The sequence below is a fragment of the Streptomyces avicenniae genome, from assembly GCF_000719135.1.
GTDB classification, from domain to species: Bacteria; Actinomycetota; Actinomycetes; order Streptomycetales; family Streptomycetaceae; genus Streptomyces; species Streptomyces avicenniae.
This window is the reverse complement of the sequence record NZ_JOEK01000011.1, coordinates 225362-239906: the sequence shown is the minus strand read 5'-3', so window position 1 is coordinate 239906 and position 14545 is coordinate 225362. Positions and strand designations below refer to the sequence as shown.

The 14545-nt window shown below is 74.1% G+C and carries 14 protein-coding genes; 6 read left to right on the top strand and 8 right to left on the bottom strand.

Annotation, left to right across the window (positions count from 1 at the left end):
• The first annotated feature begins 44 nt into the window (after positions 1–44).
• A complete protein-coding gene (locus tag IF27_RS20175; protein WP_052851066.1) occupies positions 45–1274 on the top strand; it encodes an NAD(P)/FAD-dependent oxidoreductase in 1230 nt (409 codons plus the stop codon).
• Between the two features lie 21 nt (positions 1275–1295).
• Positions 1296–2258, top strand: a complete 963-nt coding sequence (locus tag IF27_RS20170) for a sigma-70 family RNA polymerase sigma factor (RefSeq protein WP_190233045.1) — start codon at positions 1296–1298, stop codon at positions 2256–2258.
• Between the two features lie 40 nt (positions 2259–2298).
• Here IF27_RS20170 and IF27_RS20165 read toward each other — a convergent pair whose 3' ends face one another.
• On the bottom strand, positions 2299–2703 hold the full coding sequence (locus IF27_RS20165; protein ID WP_052851064.1) for an SgcJ/EcaC family oxidoreductase: 405 nt from the start codon (positions 2701–2703) through the stop codon (positions 2299–2301).
• A 168-nt stretch (positions 2704–2871) separates the two neighbouring features.
• On the opposite strand from IF27_RS20165, the gene IF27_RS20160 reads away from it, so the two are divergent.
• Positions 2872–3255, top strand: coding sequence for an SH3 domain-containing protein (locus tag IF27_RS20160; protein WP_052851063.1), 384 nt, complete (start codon positions 2872–2874; stop codon positions 3253–3255).
• A gap of 97 nt (positions 3256–3352) precedes the next feature.
• Here the strand turns inward: IF27_RS20160 and IF27_RS20155 are convergent, their stop codons facing one another.
• Together IF27_RS20155 and IF27_RS20150 are read right to left on the bottom strand one after the other, a co-directional pair.
• Complete coding sequence (locus tag IF27_RS20155; protein ID WP_223291123.1) at positions 3353–4690, bottom strand: type III PLP-dependent enzyme domain-containing protein; 1338 nt, start codon at positions 4688–4690, stop codon at positions 3353–3355.
• Between the two features lie 192 nt (positions 4691–4882).
• Complete coding sequence (locus IF27_RS20150; protein WP_223291122.1) at positions 4883–5422, bottom strand: DUF1062 domain-containing protein; 540 nt, start codon at positions 5420–5422, stop codon at positions 4883–4885.
• Between the two features lie 288 nt (positions 5423–5710).
• Between IF27_RS20150 and IF27_RS31200 the strand changes: the two genes are divergently transcribed.
• On the top strand, positions 5711–6235 hold the full coding sequence (locus IF27_RS31200) for a hypothetical protein (RefSeq protein ID WP_052851061.1): 525 nt from the start codon (positions 5711–5713) through the stop codon (positions 6233–6235).
• Between the two features lie 25 nt (positions 6236–6260).
• On the opposite strand, the gene IF27_RS20140 is transcribed toward IF27_RS31200, so the two are convergent.
• On the bottom strand, positions 6261–7850 hold the full coding sequence (locus IF27_RS20140; RefSeq protein ID WP_052851060.1) for a sensor histidine kinase: 1590 nt from the start codon (positions 7848–7850) through the stop codon (positions 6261–6263).
• The gene (locus tag IF27_RS20135; RefSeq protein WP_052851059.1) at positions 7843–8511 is read right to left on the bottom strand and encodes a response regulator transcription factor; all 669 of its coding nucleotides are present in this window, start codon (positions 8509–8511) and stop codon (positions 7843–7845) included. The genes IF27_RS20140 and IF27_RS20135 overlap by 8 nt, the downstream gene beginning before the upstream one ends.
• Before the next feature lie 121 nt (positions 8512–8632).
• Here IF27_RS20135 and IF27_RS20130 point away from each other — a divergent pair, with 121 nt between their 5' ends.
• Together IF27_RS20130 and IF27_RS20125 are read left to right on the top strand one after the other, a co-directional pair.
• Entirely contained in the window at positions 8633–9469 is an 837-nt protein-coding gene (locus IF27_RS20130; RefSeq protein ID WP_052851058.1) for a PepSY domain-containing protein, read from the top strand.
• 91 nt (positions 9470–9560) lie between these two features.
• A complete protein-coding gene (locus IF27_RS20125; protein ID WP_190233044.1) occupies positions 9561–10052 on the top strand; it encodes a GNAT family N-acetyltransferase in 492 nt (163 codons plus the stop codon).
• Here the strand turns inward: IF27_RS20125 and IF27_RS20120 are convergent.
• The 3 genes from IF27_RS20120 to leuS form a co-directional block, all read right to left on the bottom strand.
• The gene (locus IF27_RS20120; protein WP_052851116.1) at positions 10041–10886 is read right to left on the bottom strand and encodes a DegV family protein; all 846 of its coding nucleotides are present in this window, start codon (positions 10884–10886) and stop codon (positions 10041–10043) included. The genes IF27_RS20125 and IF27_RS20120 overlap by 12 nt on opposite strands.
• A gap of 62 nt (positions 10887–10948) precedes the next feature.
• Positions 10949–11569: a hypothetical protein gene (locus IF27_RS20115; RefSeq protein WP_190233043.1), complete on the bottom strand. Its 621-nt coding sequence runs from the start codon at positions 11567–11569 to the stop codon at positions 10949–10951.
• An 84-nt stretch (positions 11570–11653) separates the two neighbouring features.
• Positions 11654–14497 carry a leucine--tRNA ligase gene (gene leuS, locus IF27_RS20110; RefSeq protein WP_052851056.1) on the bottom strand — a complete coding sequence of 948 codons (2844 nt, stop codon included), beginning with the start codon at positions 14495–14497 and terminating at the stop codon, positions 11654–11656.
• Between the last annotated feature and the right edge of the window lie 48 nt (positions 14498–14545).

The window sequence follows — 14545 nt, the reverse complement described above, 5'->3', positions numbered from 1 at the left end:
CCCGCTCAACACATCGGGAGCAAGCGAACCGACAGGAGCTGCACATGAAGCACCGCATCGTCGTCCTCGGCGCGGGCTACGCCGGGGCCTTCGTCGCCGGGAACCTGGCACGTCGGCTGTCCCCGGCGGACAGCGAGATCACCGTGGTCAACGCCGTGCCCGACTTCGTCCAGCGGCTGCGGCTGCACCAGCTCGCGGCCGGGCAGGAGATCGGGGCGCCGAGGCTCGCCGACCTCTTCGCGGGCACGGGGATACGGCTGCGCCTCGCGCGCGTCACCGCCGTCGATCCCGGGCGCCGCGTCGTCACCGTCGCCGAAGGAGCCGACGGCGGCGGCGAGTTGGGCTACGACACGCTCTTCTACGCACTCGGCAGCCACCGCGCCGACCACGGCGTCCCCGGCGTGGCCGAGCACGCCCTCGACGTCGCGGGACGCCCCTCGGCGCTGCGCCTGCGCGAGCGCCTGGACGCCCTGGCCGCGCGGGGCGGGGGCGGCGAGGGCGGCGAGGGCGGCGAGCGCGGCCGTGTGCTGGTCGTCGGCGACGGGCTGACCGGCATCGAGACCGCCACCGAGATCGCCGAGTCACGGCCCGGCCTGTCGGTGACGCTGATCGCCCACGACGAACTGGGCGCCCGGCTCTCCCCCGGGGCGCGCGGCCACCTGCGCCGGGCCTGCGACCGGCTGGGGATCACCGTGCTTGAGCACACGCGCGTCGAGGCCGTCGAGGCGACGCGGGCGCTGTGCGCCGACGGCACCGCCCTCGCGTCCGACGCGACCGTGTGGGCGGCCGGGTTCGCGGTCGGCCCCGTCGCCGCCGACGCGGGCCTCGACGTCACGGAGGACGGGCGGATCGTCGTCGATCGCACCATGCGCTCCGTCTCGCACCCGGACGTCTTCGCCGTGGGCGACAGCGCCTACGCCCTCGGCGACAACGGCCTGCCGCTGCCGATGTCCTGCGCCTCGGCCGGGGCCACCGGCCGACCGGCCACGAACGCGCTCGTGGCGGCGCTGACCGGCCGTGAGGCCGGGCAAGGCAAGCTGTCCTACCCGGGCAACCACATCAGCCTCGGGCGGCGGGACGCCATCCTCCAGATGGTGGACGACGCGGCGCGGGCGAAGCCGTCGTACGTGGGCGGCCTGAAGGCGGCGCGGGTCAAGGCGGGCATCCTGCGGATCTCCCTGTGGGGCGTCTCGCACCCGACCTTCGGACTCCCCAGGCGCAGGCGCCGCCTGGCCACCGCGCCCGACGCGTCCGCCGCGAACGCGGTCGCCTGAGCCACGCCTAGGGTGGTCCGCGTGGACAGCAGCGCCACTGATCGCTTCGACACCGGCCGGTTCGAGGCCAGCCGCGACCGGCTGGCCTCGCTGGCGTACCGGATGCTCGGCTCGGCCGCCGACGCGGAGGACGCCGTGCAGGACGCGTTCCTGCGCTGGCAGTCCGCCGACCGGGAGCGGCTCAAGGTGCCGGAGGCATGGCTGACCAAGGTGGTCACCAACCTGTGCCTCGACCGCCTCCGCTCCGCGCAGGCCCGCCGCGAGCGCGCCGTCGGCACCTGGCTGCCGGAACCGCTCCTCGACGGCGATCCGATGCTCGGCCCGGCCGACACCTTCGAGCAGCGCGAATCGGTCTCGCTGGCCGTCCTGACCCTCATGGAACGGCTGACGCCCCTGGAGCGGGCCGTCTACCTCCTGCGCGAGGCGTTCTCCTACGCGCACGCCGAGATCGCCGACATCCTCGACATCTCGGAGTCCGCGAGCGCGCAGCACCTCCACCGGGCCAGGCGGCGCGTCACCGCCGACCGCCGCCGCCGTGCCGGGAGCGGCGAGGCCGACCCGGCGTCCGCCCGCAGGATCGTCGAGGAGTTCCTCGCCGCCGCCTCGTCCGGCCGGACGGAACGGCTGGTGGCGCTGCTCACCGACGACGCGACCGCCGTCTCGGACGGCGCCGGTGTAACCGGCACGCTGCGGCGGTACGACACCCCTGGCCGCATCGCCGCCGTCGCGGGAGCCGGTTTCCGGCCCACCCCCGCGAAACGGCGGCTGGTCGGCGGCGCGCTCGCCATCCACTACGCGCGCGTCAACGGCGCCCCGGCCCTGCTGTTCACGGTCGGCGACCAGGTCGTCGGCACCGTGGCGTTCGACGTCACCGAGGGCGGGATCAGCACCGTGTGCGGCATCGCCGCCCGCCCCCGCCTCGGGCGCCTCGGCGAGGCGTGGCGGCGGCGGGAGCACGGCACGCCGCTCGTCGCCCGGTGGTGACGGCGGCGCCCCGGCGGGCGGCGGGCCGCGGGCGGCCGGGTCAGGCGGCGTGGACCTCGGTGTTCTGGCAGACGGTGAGCAGCCAACGCCCGTCGTCCGCGCGCGTCATGACGTACAGCGGGGTGCCCTCGCTGTCGCCGTCCGCGCCCCGGTAGACCTGCCGGACCTTGACGGCCACCACGTCGGGCCGCAGGAACTGCGTGTGCGCCACCTCGTACGTCACCTCCCCGTCCCAGTCCGAGGCGGGGAGGACGGCGCGGGTGAACGCGGCGATGGCGTCGAGGCCGATGAGGACCTTGCCGTGGGCGGTGGTCCACAGGGCGTCCGGGTGGAAGAGGGCGAGGAACCCCTCGGGGTCCTTGGCGCGCTGGGTGAGTTCGACGGTCTCGACGACGGCGGTGACGGCGGCGAGGTCCTCGGTGTGGTCGGTGTGGTCGGTGCTCATGCCCCCACCCTCCGACCTCAAGCACTCTTGAGGTCAAGCGTGCGGCCCGCCGGTTTCCGTTCATCGGCAACAACGGGCAACGCCTTGGGGCGCGTTGGCCGGGTCGGACCGTCCTAGGGTGGCGGCAGCCACGAGAGCCGCCGTGGCCGCGCCTTCCCGAGGAGCCCCATGACGTCCCGCCGCGCCAAGCTCGCCGCCGCCCTCCTGCCGCTGGCACTCGCCGCCACCGCCCTCGTCACGGCACCCCACGCCACGGCCGCGACCGCCGGGGAGTCCGCCGCCGCGGCCTGCCCCCAGCCGAAGCACAGCAACAAGGACGCGTACTCCTCGGAGATCATCGCCTCCCTCGGGTCCGCGCCGCTGCGCGCCGGGCCCAGCAGCGACTGCCCGACCGTGGTCCGCGTCTACTCGGGCACCCGGTTCCAGTTCCACTGCTTCGTGTACAACTCGTCCGGCAACTCCTGGACGTTCGTGCGCCTCGACGGCACCCAGATCTACGGCTGGATGTACGACGGGAACATCGGGGGCGGCGGCTCCACCAAGCGCTGCTGACACCCACCGTCCCCGTCCCCAGGGGCTCTCGCCCCTCCCCCGGCGACGCCGGTCCGGCGCCTCCCCCGCGACCGGACCGGCGTCGTACCCCGCTCCCCTACACCCCGTCGGCCATGCCCGGCCGGTGTCCGGCGCGGGCGAGGATCTCCTCGACGGTCGTGGCGGGCCGCAGCGTCTCGAACCGCAGGCCGCCCGCCGCGTCCCCGCGCACGCCGTGGACGGCCGGTTCCGGCAGGCTGTTGTAGTGGAAGGGCGTGGAGAAGGCGTACGCGCCCGTGTCGAGGAGCGCGACGATGTCGCCGGGGTCGAGGCGTGGCAACGGGCGCCCCTCGGCGACCAGATCGCCCGCGAAACAACAGGGGCCCGCGACGTCCTGGACGACCTTCTCCCCGCCCTTCGCCACGCCGCGCGGGTCGTGCGCGGTGACACGCAGGGGCCACGTGCCGGGGACGAAGACCGTACGGGTGGCGACCTGCGCGCCCGCGTGGCAGACGGCGATGGGACGTCCGCCCGCGCTCTTCGTGTACTCGACGTGGGCGGCGACGAAGCCGCTCTTCGCGACCACGGAGCGGCCGAACTCCGTGACGAGCGCGTACCCGCCGTCGAACAGGCGCGGCGCGTGGGCCCGCAGGGCGGCGGCATAGTCGTCGAAAGTCGGGGTCACCGCGTCGTCGGCGAAGTTCACGGGCAGTCCGCCGCCGATGTCGATACCGGTGATCCGACGGTGCCCCGCCTCGGCGTTGACCCGGTCGGCGAACGCGACGGCGGCGGCGACGCCCTGCGCGATCCGCTCCAGCGGGACGCCCTGCGAGCCGACGTGCGTGTGCAGCCAGGTGAGCCAGGGCCGATCGAGGTACGCGCGCAGGAGCCGCGCCTCGTTGCCCTCGTCGCGCAGGGCGACGCCGAACTTGGACGTGGCGGTCGCCGTGCTCATGGCGGCGATGGAGCCGCCGCCGACCTGCGGGTTCACGCGGACGCCGATCCGTGAGGCGCTGGGGGTGGCGCGGGCGGCGAGGAGGGCGTCGATGCGGTCCAGTTCCTGGAAGTTGTCGGCGTTGACGGCGATCCCGAGGTCCAGCGCGTGGGCCAGTTCGGCGCGGGTCTTCGCCGGGGAGTCCAGGACGATCCGCTCCGGCGCGAACCCGGCGGCGAGTGCCTGGGCCAGCTCGCCCGGGCTGGCGGCCTCGCAGCCCATGCCGAGGCGCCGCAGCTCGGCGAGGACGGGCACCAGGCTGTTCGCCTTGGCGGCGAAGGTGTGCAGGACGGGGGCGGCGACGGAGGCGAACGCGTCGTGCAGCGCGCCGACCGTCGCCGCGACGGCGTCGAGGTCGAGGAAGCAGGCGAGCAGCGCGTCCTCCGGGTCGAGCAGCCGCCGCCTGACGGCCGCCCGCAGGATGTCCTCACGCCGCCCGGCCGCCCGGAAGTCGTCCAACACCCCACACCTTCCGCTCGCCGCGCGCCGCACGGTCACCTCACCCGTCCGCCACCGACGGTACGCCCCCACGTGCCCCGGGAAGCACGTCGCGAATCGCCGCCGTGACGGTGTCGGGCCGCCCGACCCGACCGGGGCGGGACACGGCCGTGCCGCGTCCCGCCCCGGAGGCGGGCGTCGTACCGGTGGGCGGAACTACCGGGCCGAGCCCAGCAGGACGAAGGTGAAGTCCTGTCGCGTCCTGCGGTTCAGCGGGATGTCGATCTTGACCCGGGCGGCGATCTCCTTACGGCTGAGGCCCAGGCCCCATGCGATGAGCCGCTCGGGGCGGAGCGGTACAGGATCCTGGAAGGCGACCGTGACCTGGAGGGGCCACGGGTTCTCGGGGACGGGGGGCGCATGGAGTTCCCAGCAACCGTCCCAGTCGAGCGCGAACCGGCTGCGCCGGGCGATCAACGGGTCGAGAAGGGTGTCCACGACGAGGGACGGTGAGTTGCCGGAGTATCCGGCCAGGAGACCGGCGGGGAGCGAGCGGACCGTGACACGGTCGTGGACGGTGATCTTGCCCGTCCGGTCGCAGCCGACGCAGTTGACCAGGAGCCAGACGTCGAGACGCTTGCCGTTGGCGTTGACGCGGAACTTGCCGCTGCCGACGGTGGCGTGGCCGGAGGAACAGGCCACGCACCGGAGGTGGAGCAGGGGCAGGCCGGTGCGCCGCACCGCCCAGGGCAGCACGGTATGAGGATGTGAGGACATGAGCTCTCTGAAGACCTGACGAGGGCATGGGAAACAGAGCCGACGGCGACGTCGGCGACCGATGCGCGGGAAATGTCAGATCTGGCGAGCGGGCGGCGTCATGCGCGCGGGGTCCTCACGTAGGCGAAGGGCCCAGGCTAGGGGATGCCCGTCGGCGCGGTCCATGCCTTGGCGCCAACCGCGGTCGGCGCCTTCGGGGAGCCCGACCGCGCCGTGGGAACCGCTTTTTGGTCGCCCGCCTCGAACGGGGCTTGAGACCCTGGCCTCATGCGTCTCGAAGGAACGGCACCGGAGCCGGAAGCCCTCCCACCCGATGGCCCGATCCTGCTGGGGGAGGCGGCGTGCCGCTACCGGGCGGACGAGATCCTCCCCGAGGACCTCCCGATGATCGCCGCCGAGGCACTCGCGGCCGGGGCGGACACCCCGACGCTGCGTGAACTCGCCGGTCTGCCCCGCAACGCGGACGTCCATGACATCCGCGACGCCTTCGAGCAGGCACTCACCGAGGCCGGGATCGAGCTGCCCGATCATGGCCTGGCGCGGCGCCACGCCCTCCGCCGGATGGCCGCGAGACTCGTCGCCGACACGTGTGCTCCCGCCGACCTGGCGACGGACGAATGGTGGCAGACGGAGACCGAGACCGAGGCGGAGCACGCGTTCGTCGCGCTGATCCCGCCGTGCGTGTGCTGTGTCGAGTACACGACGGGGCTCGACGGACCGGCATGGGTGGTCCGGCTGCGCAGCGCCGCCGTCGCGCTGGTCTCGTCCCCGCCGATCCGTCCCGGGTGCTGACGGCGCCCGCGCCGCGGCGGCGTGGTCAGGCCGCCGGGCCGGCGAGGCCCTGGGTCTCCTGGCGCGGCGACGCCAGCGGCACGCGCAGGGTGAACAGCGCGCCGCCTTCCGGCGCCGTGGTCACGTCGAGGCCGCCGCCGTGCCGCTCGGCGACGTCGCGGGCGATGGCCAGGCCGAGACCGGCGCCGCCCTCGTCACGGCTGCGCGCGTCGTCCAGGCGCACGAAGCGCTGGAAGATCCGTTCCCTGTCCTCCTCAGGGACGCCCGCCCCGTCGTCCGCCACCTCGACGACGGCGTACCCGTCACGCCGCAGCACGGCGACGCGGACGGCGCTCGCCGCGTGCCGCTGCGCGTTGTCCAGCAGGTTGCCGAGCACCCGCGCGAGCTGCGTGCGCGACCCCGACACGACGGGCCCCGTCTCGTCCTCGCCGCCGCCCACCGGGTCGAGCACCCGGATCGGGTGCCGGTCGCCGAGGCGCTGCGCCACCTCGTCGGCGACGAGCGCCCCGACCGGCACGGGCTTCCCGGCCGGACGCTCCCCCGCGTCGAGGCGGGCCAGGAGCAGCAGGTCGGCGGCGAGCGCCTGGAGCCGTACGGTGTCCTGCACGGCGCCCGGCACGTCCAGCAGCTCCGGATGGGCCTGCCCCACTTCGAGCTGCGTGCGCAGCGACGCGATCGGGCTGCGCAGCTCGTGCGAGGCGTCGGCGACGAAGCGGCGCTGCCGCTCGACCGAGGCTTCGAGCGCGGCCAGCGTCTCGTTGGTCGTCTCGGCGAGGCGGCCGATCTCGTCCCGCGCGGACGGCTGGGGCACGCGGCGGCTGAGGTCGCCCGAGTGCGTGATGGCGTTCATCTCGCGGCGGATGCCCTCGACCGGGCGGAACGCGCGGCGGGTCATGAGCCAGGTGACGGCGGCGACGACGACCAGCACGAAGGGGAAGCCCGTGATCATCGAGTTGCGGACGCTGCTCACCGCGACCTCTTCGAGGCTGAGCGGGGCGCCCGCCCAGACGACGACGTCCACGCCGCGCGGGGTCGTGAGGTCGAGGCCGACGAACCGGTAGTCGCGGGACTCGCCGTCGATGACGGCGCTGCCGCTGCCCGGCTGGATGTCGTCGGCGACCTCGCCTGGCGCCAGGCCCGTGCCGCCGTCCGCGGTGGCGGCGTCACCGCTGTCGTCACCGCTATCGTCCGCGTTGTCGTCGTCGCCGTCGTCGTCCCCGCCGTCGTCGTCATCGTCGTCGTCCCCGGGGGTGGAAGGGGACGACGGGTCGGCGGCCGGGCGGTCCTGCGCGGGCGGCGGGTCGGCGGGCCGCGCGACGACCTGCTCCGTGCCGGTCCCGCGGATCGACTCGAGACCGTCGGTGGCGGCCAGCAGCGTGCCGCTGTCACGGTCCACGACCTGCACCGGCGCGTCGATGCCCAGGTCGAGATCGCCGATCTCGGTGTCGGTGACGAGCCGCCCCGCGACGTCGCGCGCGGTGACCTCGGCCTGAAGGCTGACCTGGTGGCCGAGGTTGTCCTGGAGGGTGCTGAGCATGAGCAGGCCCGCCGCGAACAGCGCGAGCGCCACGACGGCGGTCGCGCCCAGGGCGGTGCGCGCCCGGACGCTACCCACGGGGCGCCGCCAGCCGGTACCCGGCGCCGCGCACCGTCGTGATCAGGCCGGGGCCGAGCTTGCGGCGCAGGACGCTGACGTAGACCTCGACGATGTTGGGGTCGCCGTCGTAGGCGAAGTCCCAGCCGTGCTCCAGGATCTCCGCCTTGGAGACGACCTCGCCCGCCCGGCTCGCCAGATACTCCAGCACGGTGAACTCCTTCGCGGTCAACGTCACTTCGACCCCCTCCCGGGTCACGCGCCGGGTCGCGCGGTCCACGGTGAGCCCGCCGACGCGCAGCTCGGGCGACGCGCCCCTGCCGCCGCGCCTGCGCAGCAGGGCCCGGACGCGTGCGACGAGGACGACGTAGGAGAACGGCTTCGTCAGGTAGTCGTCCGCCCCGGTGTCGAGCCCCTCGGCCTCGTCGTACTCGCCGTCCTTCGCGGTGAGCATGAGGATCGGCGTCTCGTCCCCGGCGGCGCGCAGGGCCGCACAGACACGGTAACCGTTCATGCCGGGGAGCATGATGTCGAGGATGATCAGGTCGTAGCTGTTCTCACGGGCCTGGTGCAGGCCGTCGGTCCCGGTGTGCACGACATCGACGGCGAAGCCCTCGGCCGTGAGCCCCCGGGCCAGGGACAGGGCCAGGCGGCGTTCGTCCTCCACAATCAGCACGCGCATGGGCACAGCTTGGCAAATGACACCTGAAGAGATCTTCAGGTGGTTTCAGGTCCGCTTCAGCGTCGGTCGGCCACAGTACTTCCCATCGGCAGGGAAGCCGGACGAATCGGGGAGGACCCACATGAAGCGCAACACCATCATCGCCGTCGCCGCCGCGGGCGCCGTGATCGCGGGCGGAAGTCTCGCGGGGGCCGCGATGGCCACCGGGGACGACACCGCCGAGGTGCGCAACGCTGCGTCGAACGGGTCGCGGTCCGCGCTGAACATCGGTGGCGACGACGGCGCGGACGACCGGGGCCGTGACGACGCGGCGGACGACGCCCCCCAGGGCGACGCGCAGCAGGACGACGGCGGGCAGGCCGACGCCGCCCCGGCCGGTGACGGCTCGGCCGCACGGCAGGCCGTCGCCACCGCGCTCGCCGAGCACGCGGGCGTCGTCACCGACGTCGAGCTGGAGCGGAACCGCGACCGGGCGCGCGGCTGGGAGATCGACATCTACGGCACGGACGGCACGTGGTACCGCGTCCGCGTCACCGAGGACGGCACCGAGGTCACCGACAGCAGGACCGGCACGGACGACGACGGCCGCGACGACGACGGGGACGACGACGACCTCGCCGAGGCCCGCGCGCTCGCCGAGGACGGCACGACCGACGCGGCCACGGCGATCGGCCTCGCCGAGGACGAGACCTCGGCGACGCTGCGCGAGGCGTCGTTCGACGACGGCGCGTGGGAGCTGGAGCTGCGCGGCGACGACGGCAGGGAGCACGAGGTACGCGTGGACGCCGCGACCGGCGACGTGACGGCCCGCGTGGACGACGACGGCGACGACGACGGGCGTGACGACCGCGACGACAACGGCGACGACGCGGACGACCGCGACGACGACGGCCGTGACGACGACGGGGACGACGACCGCGACGACCAGGACGACCAGGACGACCGCGACGACGACTGACCCACGGCACCCCCCACGGGCCGTGGGGCGGAGGGTGATCCCCCCCGCCCCACGGCCCTCGCGCCATGCCCGCCGTCCTATGCTCGGCCGCATGCTCTTCGAGACACGCCCGCCGGACGACCCCGAGCTGACCGCCCTGCTGACCGGCGCGTACGCCGAACTCGTCCGCCGCTACGGCGCCGAGGGCCGCTCGCACCTCCACCCGCGGGCCACCTGCCTCGTCGCCCTCCTCGACGGCCACGCCGTCGCCTGCGGCGCCGTCCAGCCCACCGACACGGCGGGCACCGGCGAGATCAAGCGGATGTACGTCGCCGCCGAGGCACGCCGCCGGGGCGTCGCCCGCGCGCTGCTCACGGAGCTGGAACGCGTCGCCCTCGGCCTCGGCCACACCCGGCTGCGCCTGTCCACCGGCGAGGAGAACGCCCAGGCCATCGCCCTCTACACCGCCGCGGGCTTCACCCGCACCGAGCCGTACGGCAAGTACGTGCGCCAGCCGACGGTCCACTGCTACGCCAAGGACATCGGGCCGATCACCGGCCACGAGGAAACGTTCACGCACCCGGAGGCGGCCTCACCGCGGTGAGACGACCGCCCCCAGCAGCCCAGGGCCCGTGTGCGCGCCCAGCACCGCCCCGACCTCGCTGACGTGCACCTGCGCCACCTGCGGCAGCCGTCCTGCCAGCCGCTCCGCGAGCTGGTCGGCCCGCTCCTGCGCCGCCAGGTGGTGCACCGCCACATCGACCGGCCCCGTCCCGGCGTGCGCGACGGCCAGCTCTTCGAGCCGCGCGATGGCCCGGGACGCCGTGCGCACCTTCTCGCGCAGTTCGATACGCCCGTCCTTCAGCTCAAGCAGCGGCTTCACGGCCAGCGCCGAGCCGAGCAGCGCCTGCGCCGTGCCGATCCGGCCGCCGCGCCGCAGGTGCTCCAGGGTGTCCACGTAGAAGTACGCGCCCGCCGACGCCGCCCGCTTGCGCGCCGAGGCCGCCGCCTCCTCGGGCGTGCCGCCCGCCGCGACGACCTCGGCCGCCGCCAGCACGCAGAAGCCCAGCGCCATCGCGATCAGCCCGGTGTCCACCACCGTCACGGGCACGGGGGCGCGCCGCGCGGCGATCACCGCCGCGTCGTACGTGCCGGAGATCTCCGACGACAGGTGCACCGAGACGATCTCCTCCGCGCCCGCCTCCGCCGCCTCGCGGTAGGCCGCGGCGAACACCTCGGGCCCAGGACGCGACGTCGTGACGGCCTGCCGCCGCTCCAGCGCGGCCGTCAGGCGCCTGGCCGTCTCCCCCGTGCCGTCCTCCAGCGCCTCCCCGTCGAGGACGACGGCGAGCGGGACGACCGTGATCCCGTACCGCTCGGCCTGCGCGGGCGGCAGGTAGGCGGTGGAATCCGTGACGAGGGCGACGAGACGGGGCATGAACCGGAGGGTACCCGGCGCCGCGCGCCGCAGACCGGGCGATCCGGCATCCGAGGCGTCCGTCACCTCGGGCGGCGCTTGCGCAGCCGTCCTGGCAGCTCGGGGCGTGCCGCGCCGGGCTCGACGGGCGGCGGGGTCTCCCCGGTGGGCGCCCAGTGCCGCAGCGCCTCCGCCTCCATGCCGATGCGCTCGTGCAGGTCGTCGGCGTCCAGGGAGTCGTGGCGCCGCGCGCGGTCCTGTGCGGCGAAGCGCAGGGCGTCGGCCGAGTGGCGTACGCGCGTGACGCGGTCGCGCAGTTCGGGCAGTCGGGCGGCGATCCGCGCGCGGTCGGGCTCGGTCTCGGCGAGCGTCGTCAGCTCGCCGTCGAGCTGCCGGGCGTGGGCCTCCAGCTGCCCGAAGAGCGTCAACGCCTCGCCGAGCGCCGGGTCGTCCGTCGCGCCGCCCTGGAGCGTGATCCGCGTGCTGTCCAAGGAGGCGCGCAACTCCTTGCGTACGCGAGAGAGTTCACCCACGATGCCGGGCTGCGCGGCGCGCGCGGTCAGCTTGACGTCGGAGACCGTGCGCCGCACCTCCCGCCGCGCCGTGTCCACGCCACGCCGCACCGCGCGCGTACCCCGCACGACGAGCATCGCGAACACCAGGAACGTCAGCCCCAACACCCCGGCGATGGCGACGATCTCCATGTCCGGCCCACCTCACATCCGCCGTATCCGGCCGTGCCTTTCCCTCCAAGGGTAGGGCCGCACGGCCGGAAACCGGCGCGCCGGTCAGGCGGGAACGATGTTGACCAGCTTCGGGGCGCGCACGACGACCTTGCGGACCCCGGCGCCGCCCAGCGCCTCCACGACCGTGGGGGCGTCCAGCGCCAGCGCCTCCAGCTCCTCGTCGGAGATGTCGGGCGCCACGTCGAGCCGCGCCTTGATCTTGCCGCGCACCTGCACGACGCAGACGACCGTCTCGTCCACCAGGTACGCCGGGTCGGCCAAGGGGAAGTCCACCGTGGTGACGCTGCCCTCGTGGCCGAGCCGCCGCCACAGTTCCTCGGCGAGGTGCGGGGCGAGCGGGGCGGCCAGCAGCACCAGCGTCTCGGCGGTGACGCGCGGCACGGACGCCAGCTTCGTGACGTGGTTGTTCAGCTCGGTGATCTTGGCGATCGCCGTGTTGAACCGCAGGGCGGCCAGGTCCTGGCGGACGCCCTCGACGGCCTTGTGCGTGGCGCGCAGCGTCGCGTCGTCCGGCGCGGCGTCCGTGACGGTGACCTCGCCCGTCGCCTCGTCCAGCACGTTGCGCCACAGACGTTGCAGCAGCCGGTACTGGCCGACGACGGCGCGCGTCTCCCACGGCCGGGACATGTCCAGCGGGCCCATGGCCATCTCGTACAGGCGCAGGGTGTCGGCGCCGTAGGAGGCGAAGACCTCGTCGGGGGAGACGACGTTCTTCAGCGACTTGCCGATCTTGCCCAGTTCGCGGCTGACCGGCTCGTCCTGCCACGTCCAGGTGCCGCCCTCGCCCTCGGCGACCTCGGTGGCGGGCACCGGGAAGCCGCGCGCGTCGCGGTAGACGTACGCCTGGATCATGCCCTGGTTGTACAGCTTGTGGTACGGCTCGGCCGAGGAGACGTGGCCCAGGTCGAAGAGGACCTTCTGCCAGAAGCGGGCGTACAGCAGGTGCAGCACGGCGTGTTCGGCGCCGCCGACGTACAGGTCCACGCCGCCGGTGGGGGCGCCCTCGCGCGGGCCCATCCAGTAGCGCTCGATCTCGGGATCGACCAGCGTGCGGTCGTTGCGCGGGTCCAGGTAGCGCAGGTGGTACCAGCACGAACCGGCCCAGTTGGGCATGGTGTTGGTCTCGCGGCGGTACTTCCTCGGCCCGTCGCCCAGGTCGAGGGTGACGTGCGTCCACTCCTCGTTGCGGGACAGCGGGGTCTCCGGCCGGGTGTCCGCGTCGTCCGGGTCGAAGGTGCGCGGCGAGTAGTCGTCCACCTCGGGCAGTTCGAGCGGCAGCATCGACTCGGGCAGCGCGTGCGCGACGCCGTCCTCGTCGTAGACGATCGGGAACGGCTCGCCCCAGTACCGCTGGCGGCTGAACAGCCAGTCGCGCAGGCGGTAGTTGACGGTGCCCTCGCCCAGCCCCGCGGCGACCAGCCAGTCCGTCATGCGGGCCTTGGCGTCGGCGACGGACAGGCCGTCCAGCGTCACGCCCTCCCCGGCCGAGCCGGTGAGCACGGCGTCGGAGGAGACGTACGCGTCGTCCCAGTCGGCCGGGTCCTCGCCGCGCCCGTCGTCGGGGCGCACGACGCAGCGCATCGGCAGGCCGAAGGCGCGGGCGAACGCGAAGTCGCGGCTGTCGTGCGCCGGGACGGCCATGATGGCGCCGGTGCCGTAGCCCAGCAGCACGTAGTCGGCGACGAAGACGGGGATGCGCGCGCCGTCCGCCGGGTTCACGGCGTAGGCGCCGGTGAACACCCCGGTCTTCTCACGGGAGTCGGCCTGCCGCTCGACGTCGGACTTCCCGGCCGCCTGCTTGCGGTAGGCGGCGACGGCGTCGGCCGGGGTCGCGTGCCCGCCGGTCCACGCGTGGCGCGTGCCCTCGGGCCAGGAGGCCGGAACGACCTTGTCCACCAAGGGGTGTTCCGGCGCCAGGACCATGTAGGTCGCGCCGAACAGGGTGTCCTGCCGGGTGGTGAAGACGGTGACGGCGTCGCCCGCGTCCCCGACGCGGAAGTCGATCCTGGCGCCGTGCGAGCGGCCGATCCAGTTGCGCTGCTGGATCTTGATCGCCTCGGGCCACTCGACGGTGTCCAGGTCGTCGATCAGCCGGTCGGCGTACGCGGTGATCCGCATGTTCCACTGCCGCAGGCGGGACTTGAAGACCGGGAAGTTGCCGCGCTCGGAGCGTCCGTCGGCGGTGACCTCCTCGTTGGCCAGCACCGTGCCGAGACCCGGGCACCAGTTGACGGGCGCGTCGGACGCGTACGCCAAGCGGTGGCCGCCCAGCACGTCCTCGCGCTCGGCGGCGGTCAGTTCGTCCCACGGGCGGCCGTCGGGCGTGGGCCGCTCGCCGGAGGCGAACTGCTCGACCAGCTCGGAGATCGGCCGCGCGCGGCCCGCGTCGGCGTCGTACCAGGAGGTGAAGATCTGGAGGAAGATCCACTGCGTCCAGCGGTAGTACTCGGGCTCGATCGTCGCGAACGAGCGCCGCCGGTCGTAGCCCAGGCCCAGGCGCCGCAGCTGCGTGCGGTACGTCGCGATGTTCGCCTCGGTGGAGACGCGCGGGTGCGTGCCGGTCTGGACGGCGTACTGCTCGGCGGGCAGGCCGAAGGCGTCGAAGCCCAGCGTGTGCAGGACGTTGTGGCCGGTCATGCGCCGGTAGCGGGCGTAGACGTCGGTCGCGATGTACCCCAGCGGATGCCCGACGTGCAGCCCCGCGCCCGAGGGGTAGGGGAACATGTCCATGATGAACTGGGTGGGCCGCGCCGCGATCTCCGGGTCACCGGCCAGGGCGCCCGACGGGTTGGGCGCCTCGTACGTGCCGTTCGCCTCCCAGTAGTCCTGCCAGCGCGCTTCGATCTCACCGGCCAGGGCGGCGTCGTACTTGTGGGTCTCGCTCATCGTCTTCGAAGCTCCATCGGTCGTCTCTGCCACGCCATGAAAAAACCC

Bases quoted from the DNA above. Each gene is read 5' to 3' on its own strand.
- IF27_RS20175 (WP_052851066.1), top strand. From the start codon at position 45: ATGAAGCACCGCATCGTCGTCCTCGGCGCGGGCTACGCCGGGGCCTTC.
- IF27_RS20165 (WP_052851064.1), bottom strand. From the start codon at position 2,703: ATGAGCACCGACCACACCGACCACACCGAGGACCTCGCCGCCGTCACC.
- IF27_RS20160 (WP_052851063.1), top strand. From the start codon at position 2,872: ATGACGTCCCGCCGCGCCAAGCTCGCCGCCGCCCTCCTGCCGCTGGCA.
- IF27_RS31200 (WP_052851061.1), top strand. From the start codon at position 5,711: ATGCGTCTCGAAGGAACGGCACCGGAGCCGGAAGCCCTCCCACCCGAT.
- IF27_RS20135 (WP_052851059.1), bottom strand. From the start codon at position 8,511: ATGCGCGTGCTGATTGTGGAGGACGAACGCCGCCTGGCCCTGTCCCTG.
- IF27_RS20130 (WP_052851058.1), top strand. From the start codon at position 8,633: ATGAAGCGCAACACCATCATCGCCGTCGCCGCCGCGGGCGCCGTGATC.
- IF27_RS20125 (WP_190233044.1), top strand. From the start codon at position 9,561: ATGCTCTTCGAGACACGCCCGCCGGACGACCCCGAGCTGACCGCCCTG.
- IF27_RS20120 (WP_052851116.1), bottom strand. From the start codon at position 10,886: ATGCCCCGTCTCGTCGCCCTCGTCACGGATTCCACCGCCTACCTGCCG.
- IF27_RS20115 (WP_190233043.1), bottom strand. From the start codon at position 11,569: ATGGAGATCGTCGCCATCGCCGGGGTGTTGGGGCTGACGTTCCTGGTG.
- leuS (WP_052851056.1), bottom strand. From the start codon at position 14,497: ATGAGCGAGACCCACAAGTACGACGCCGCCCTGGCCGGTGAGATCGAA.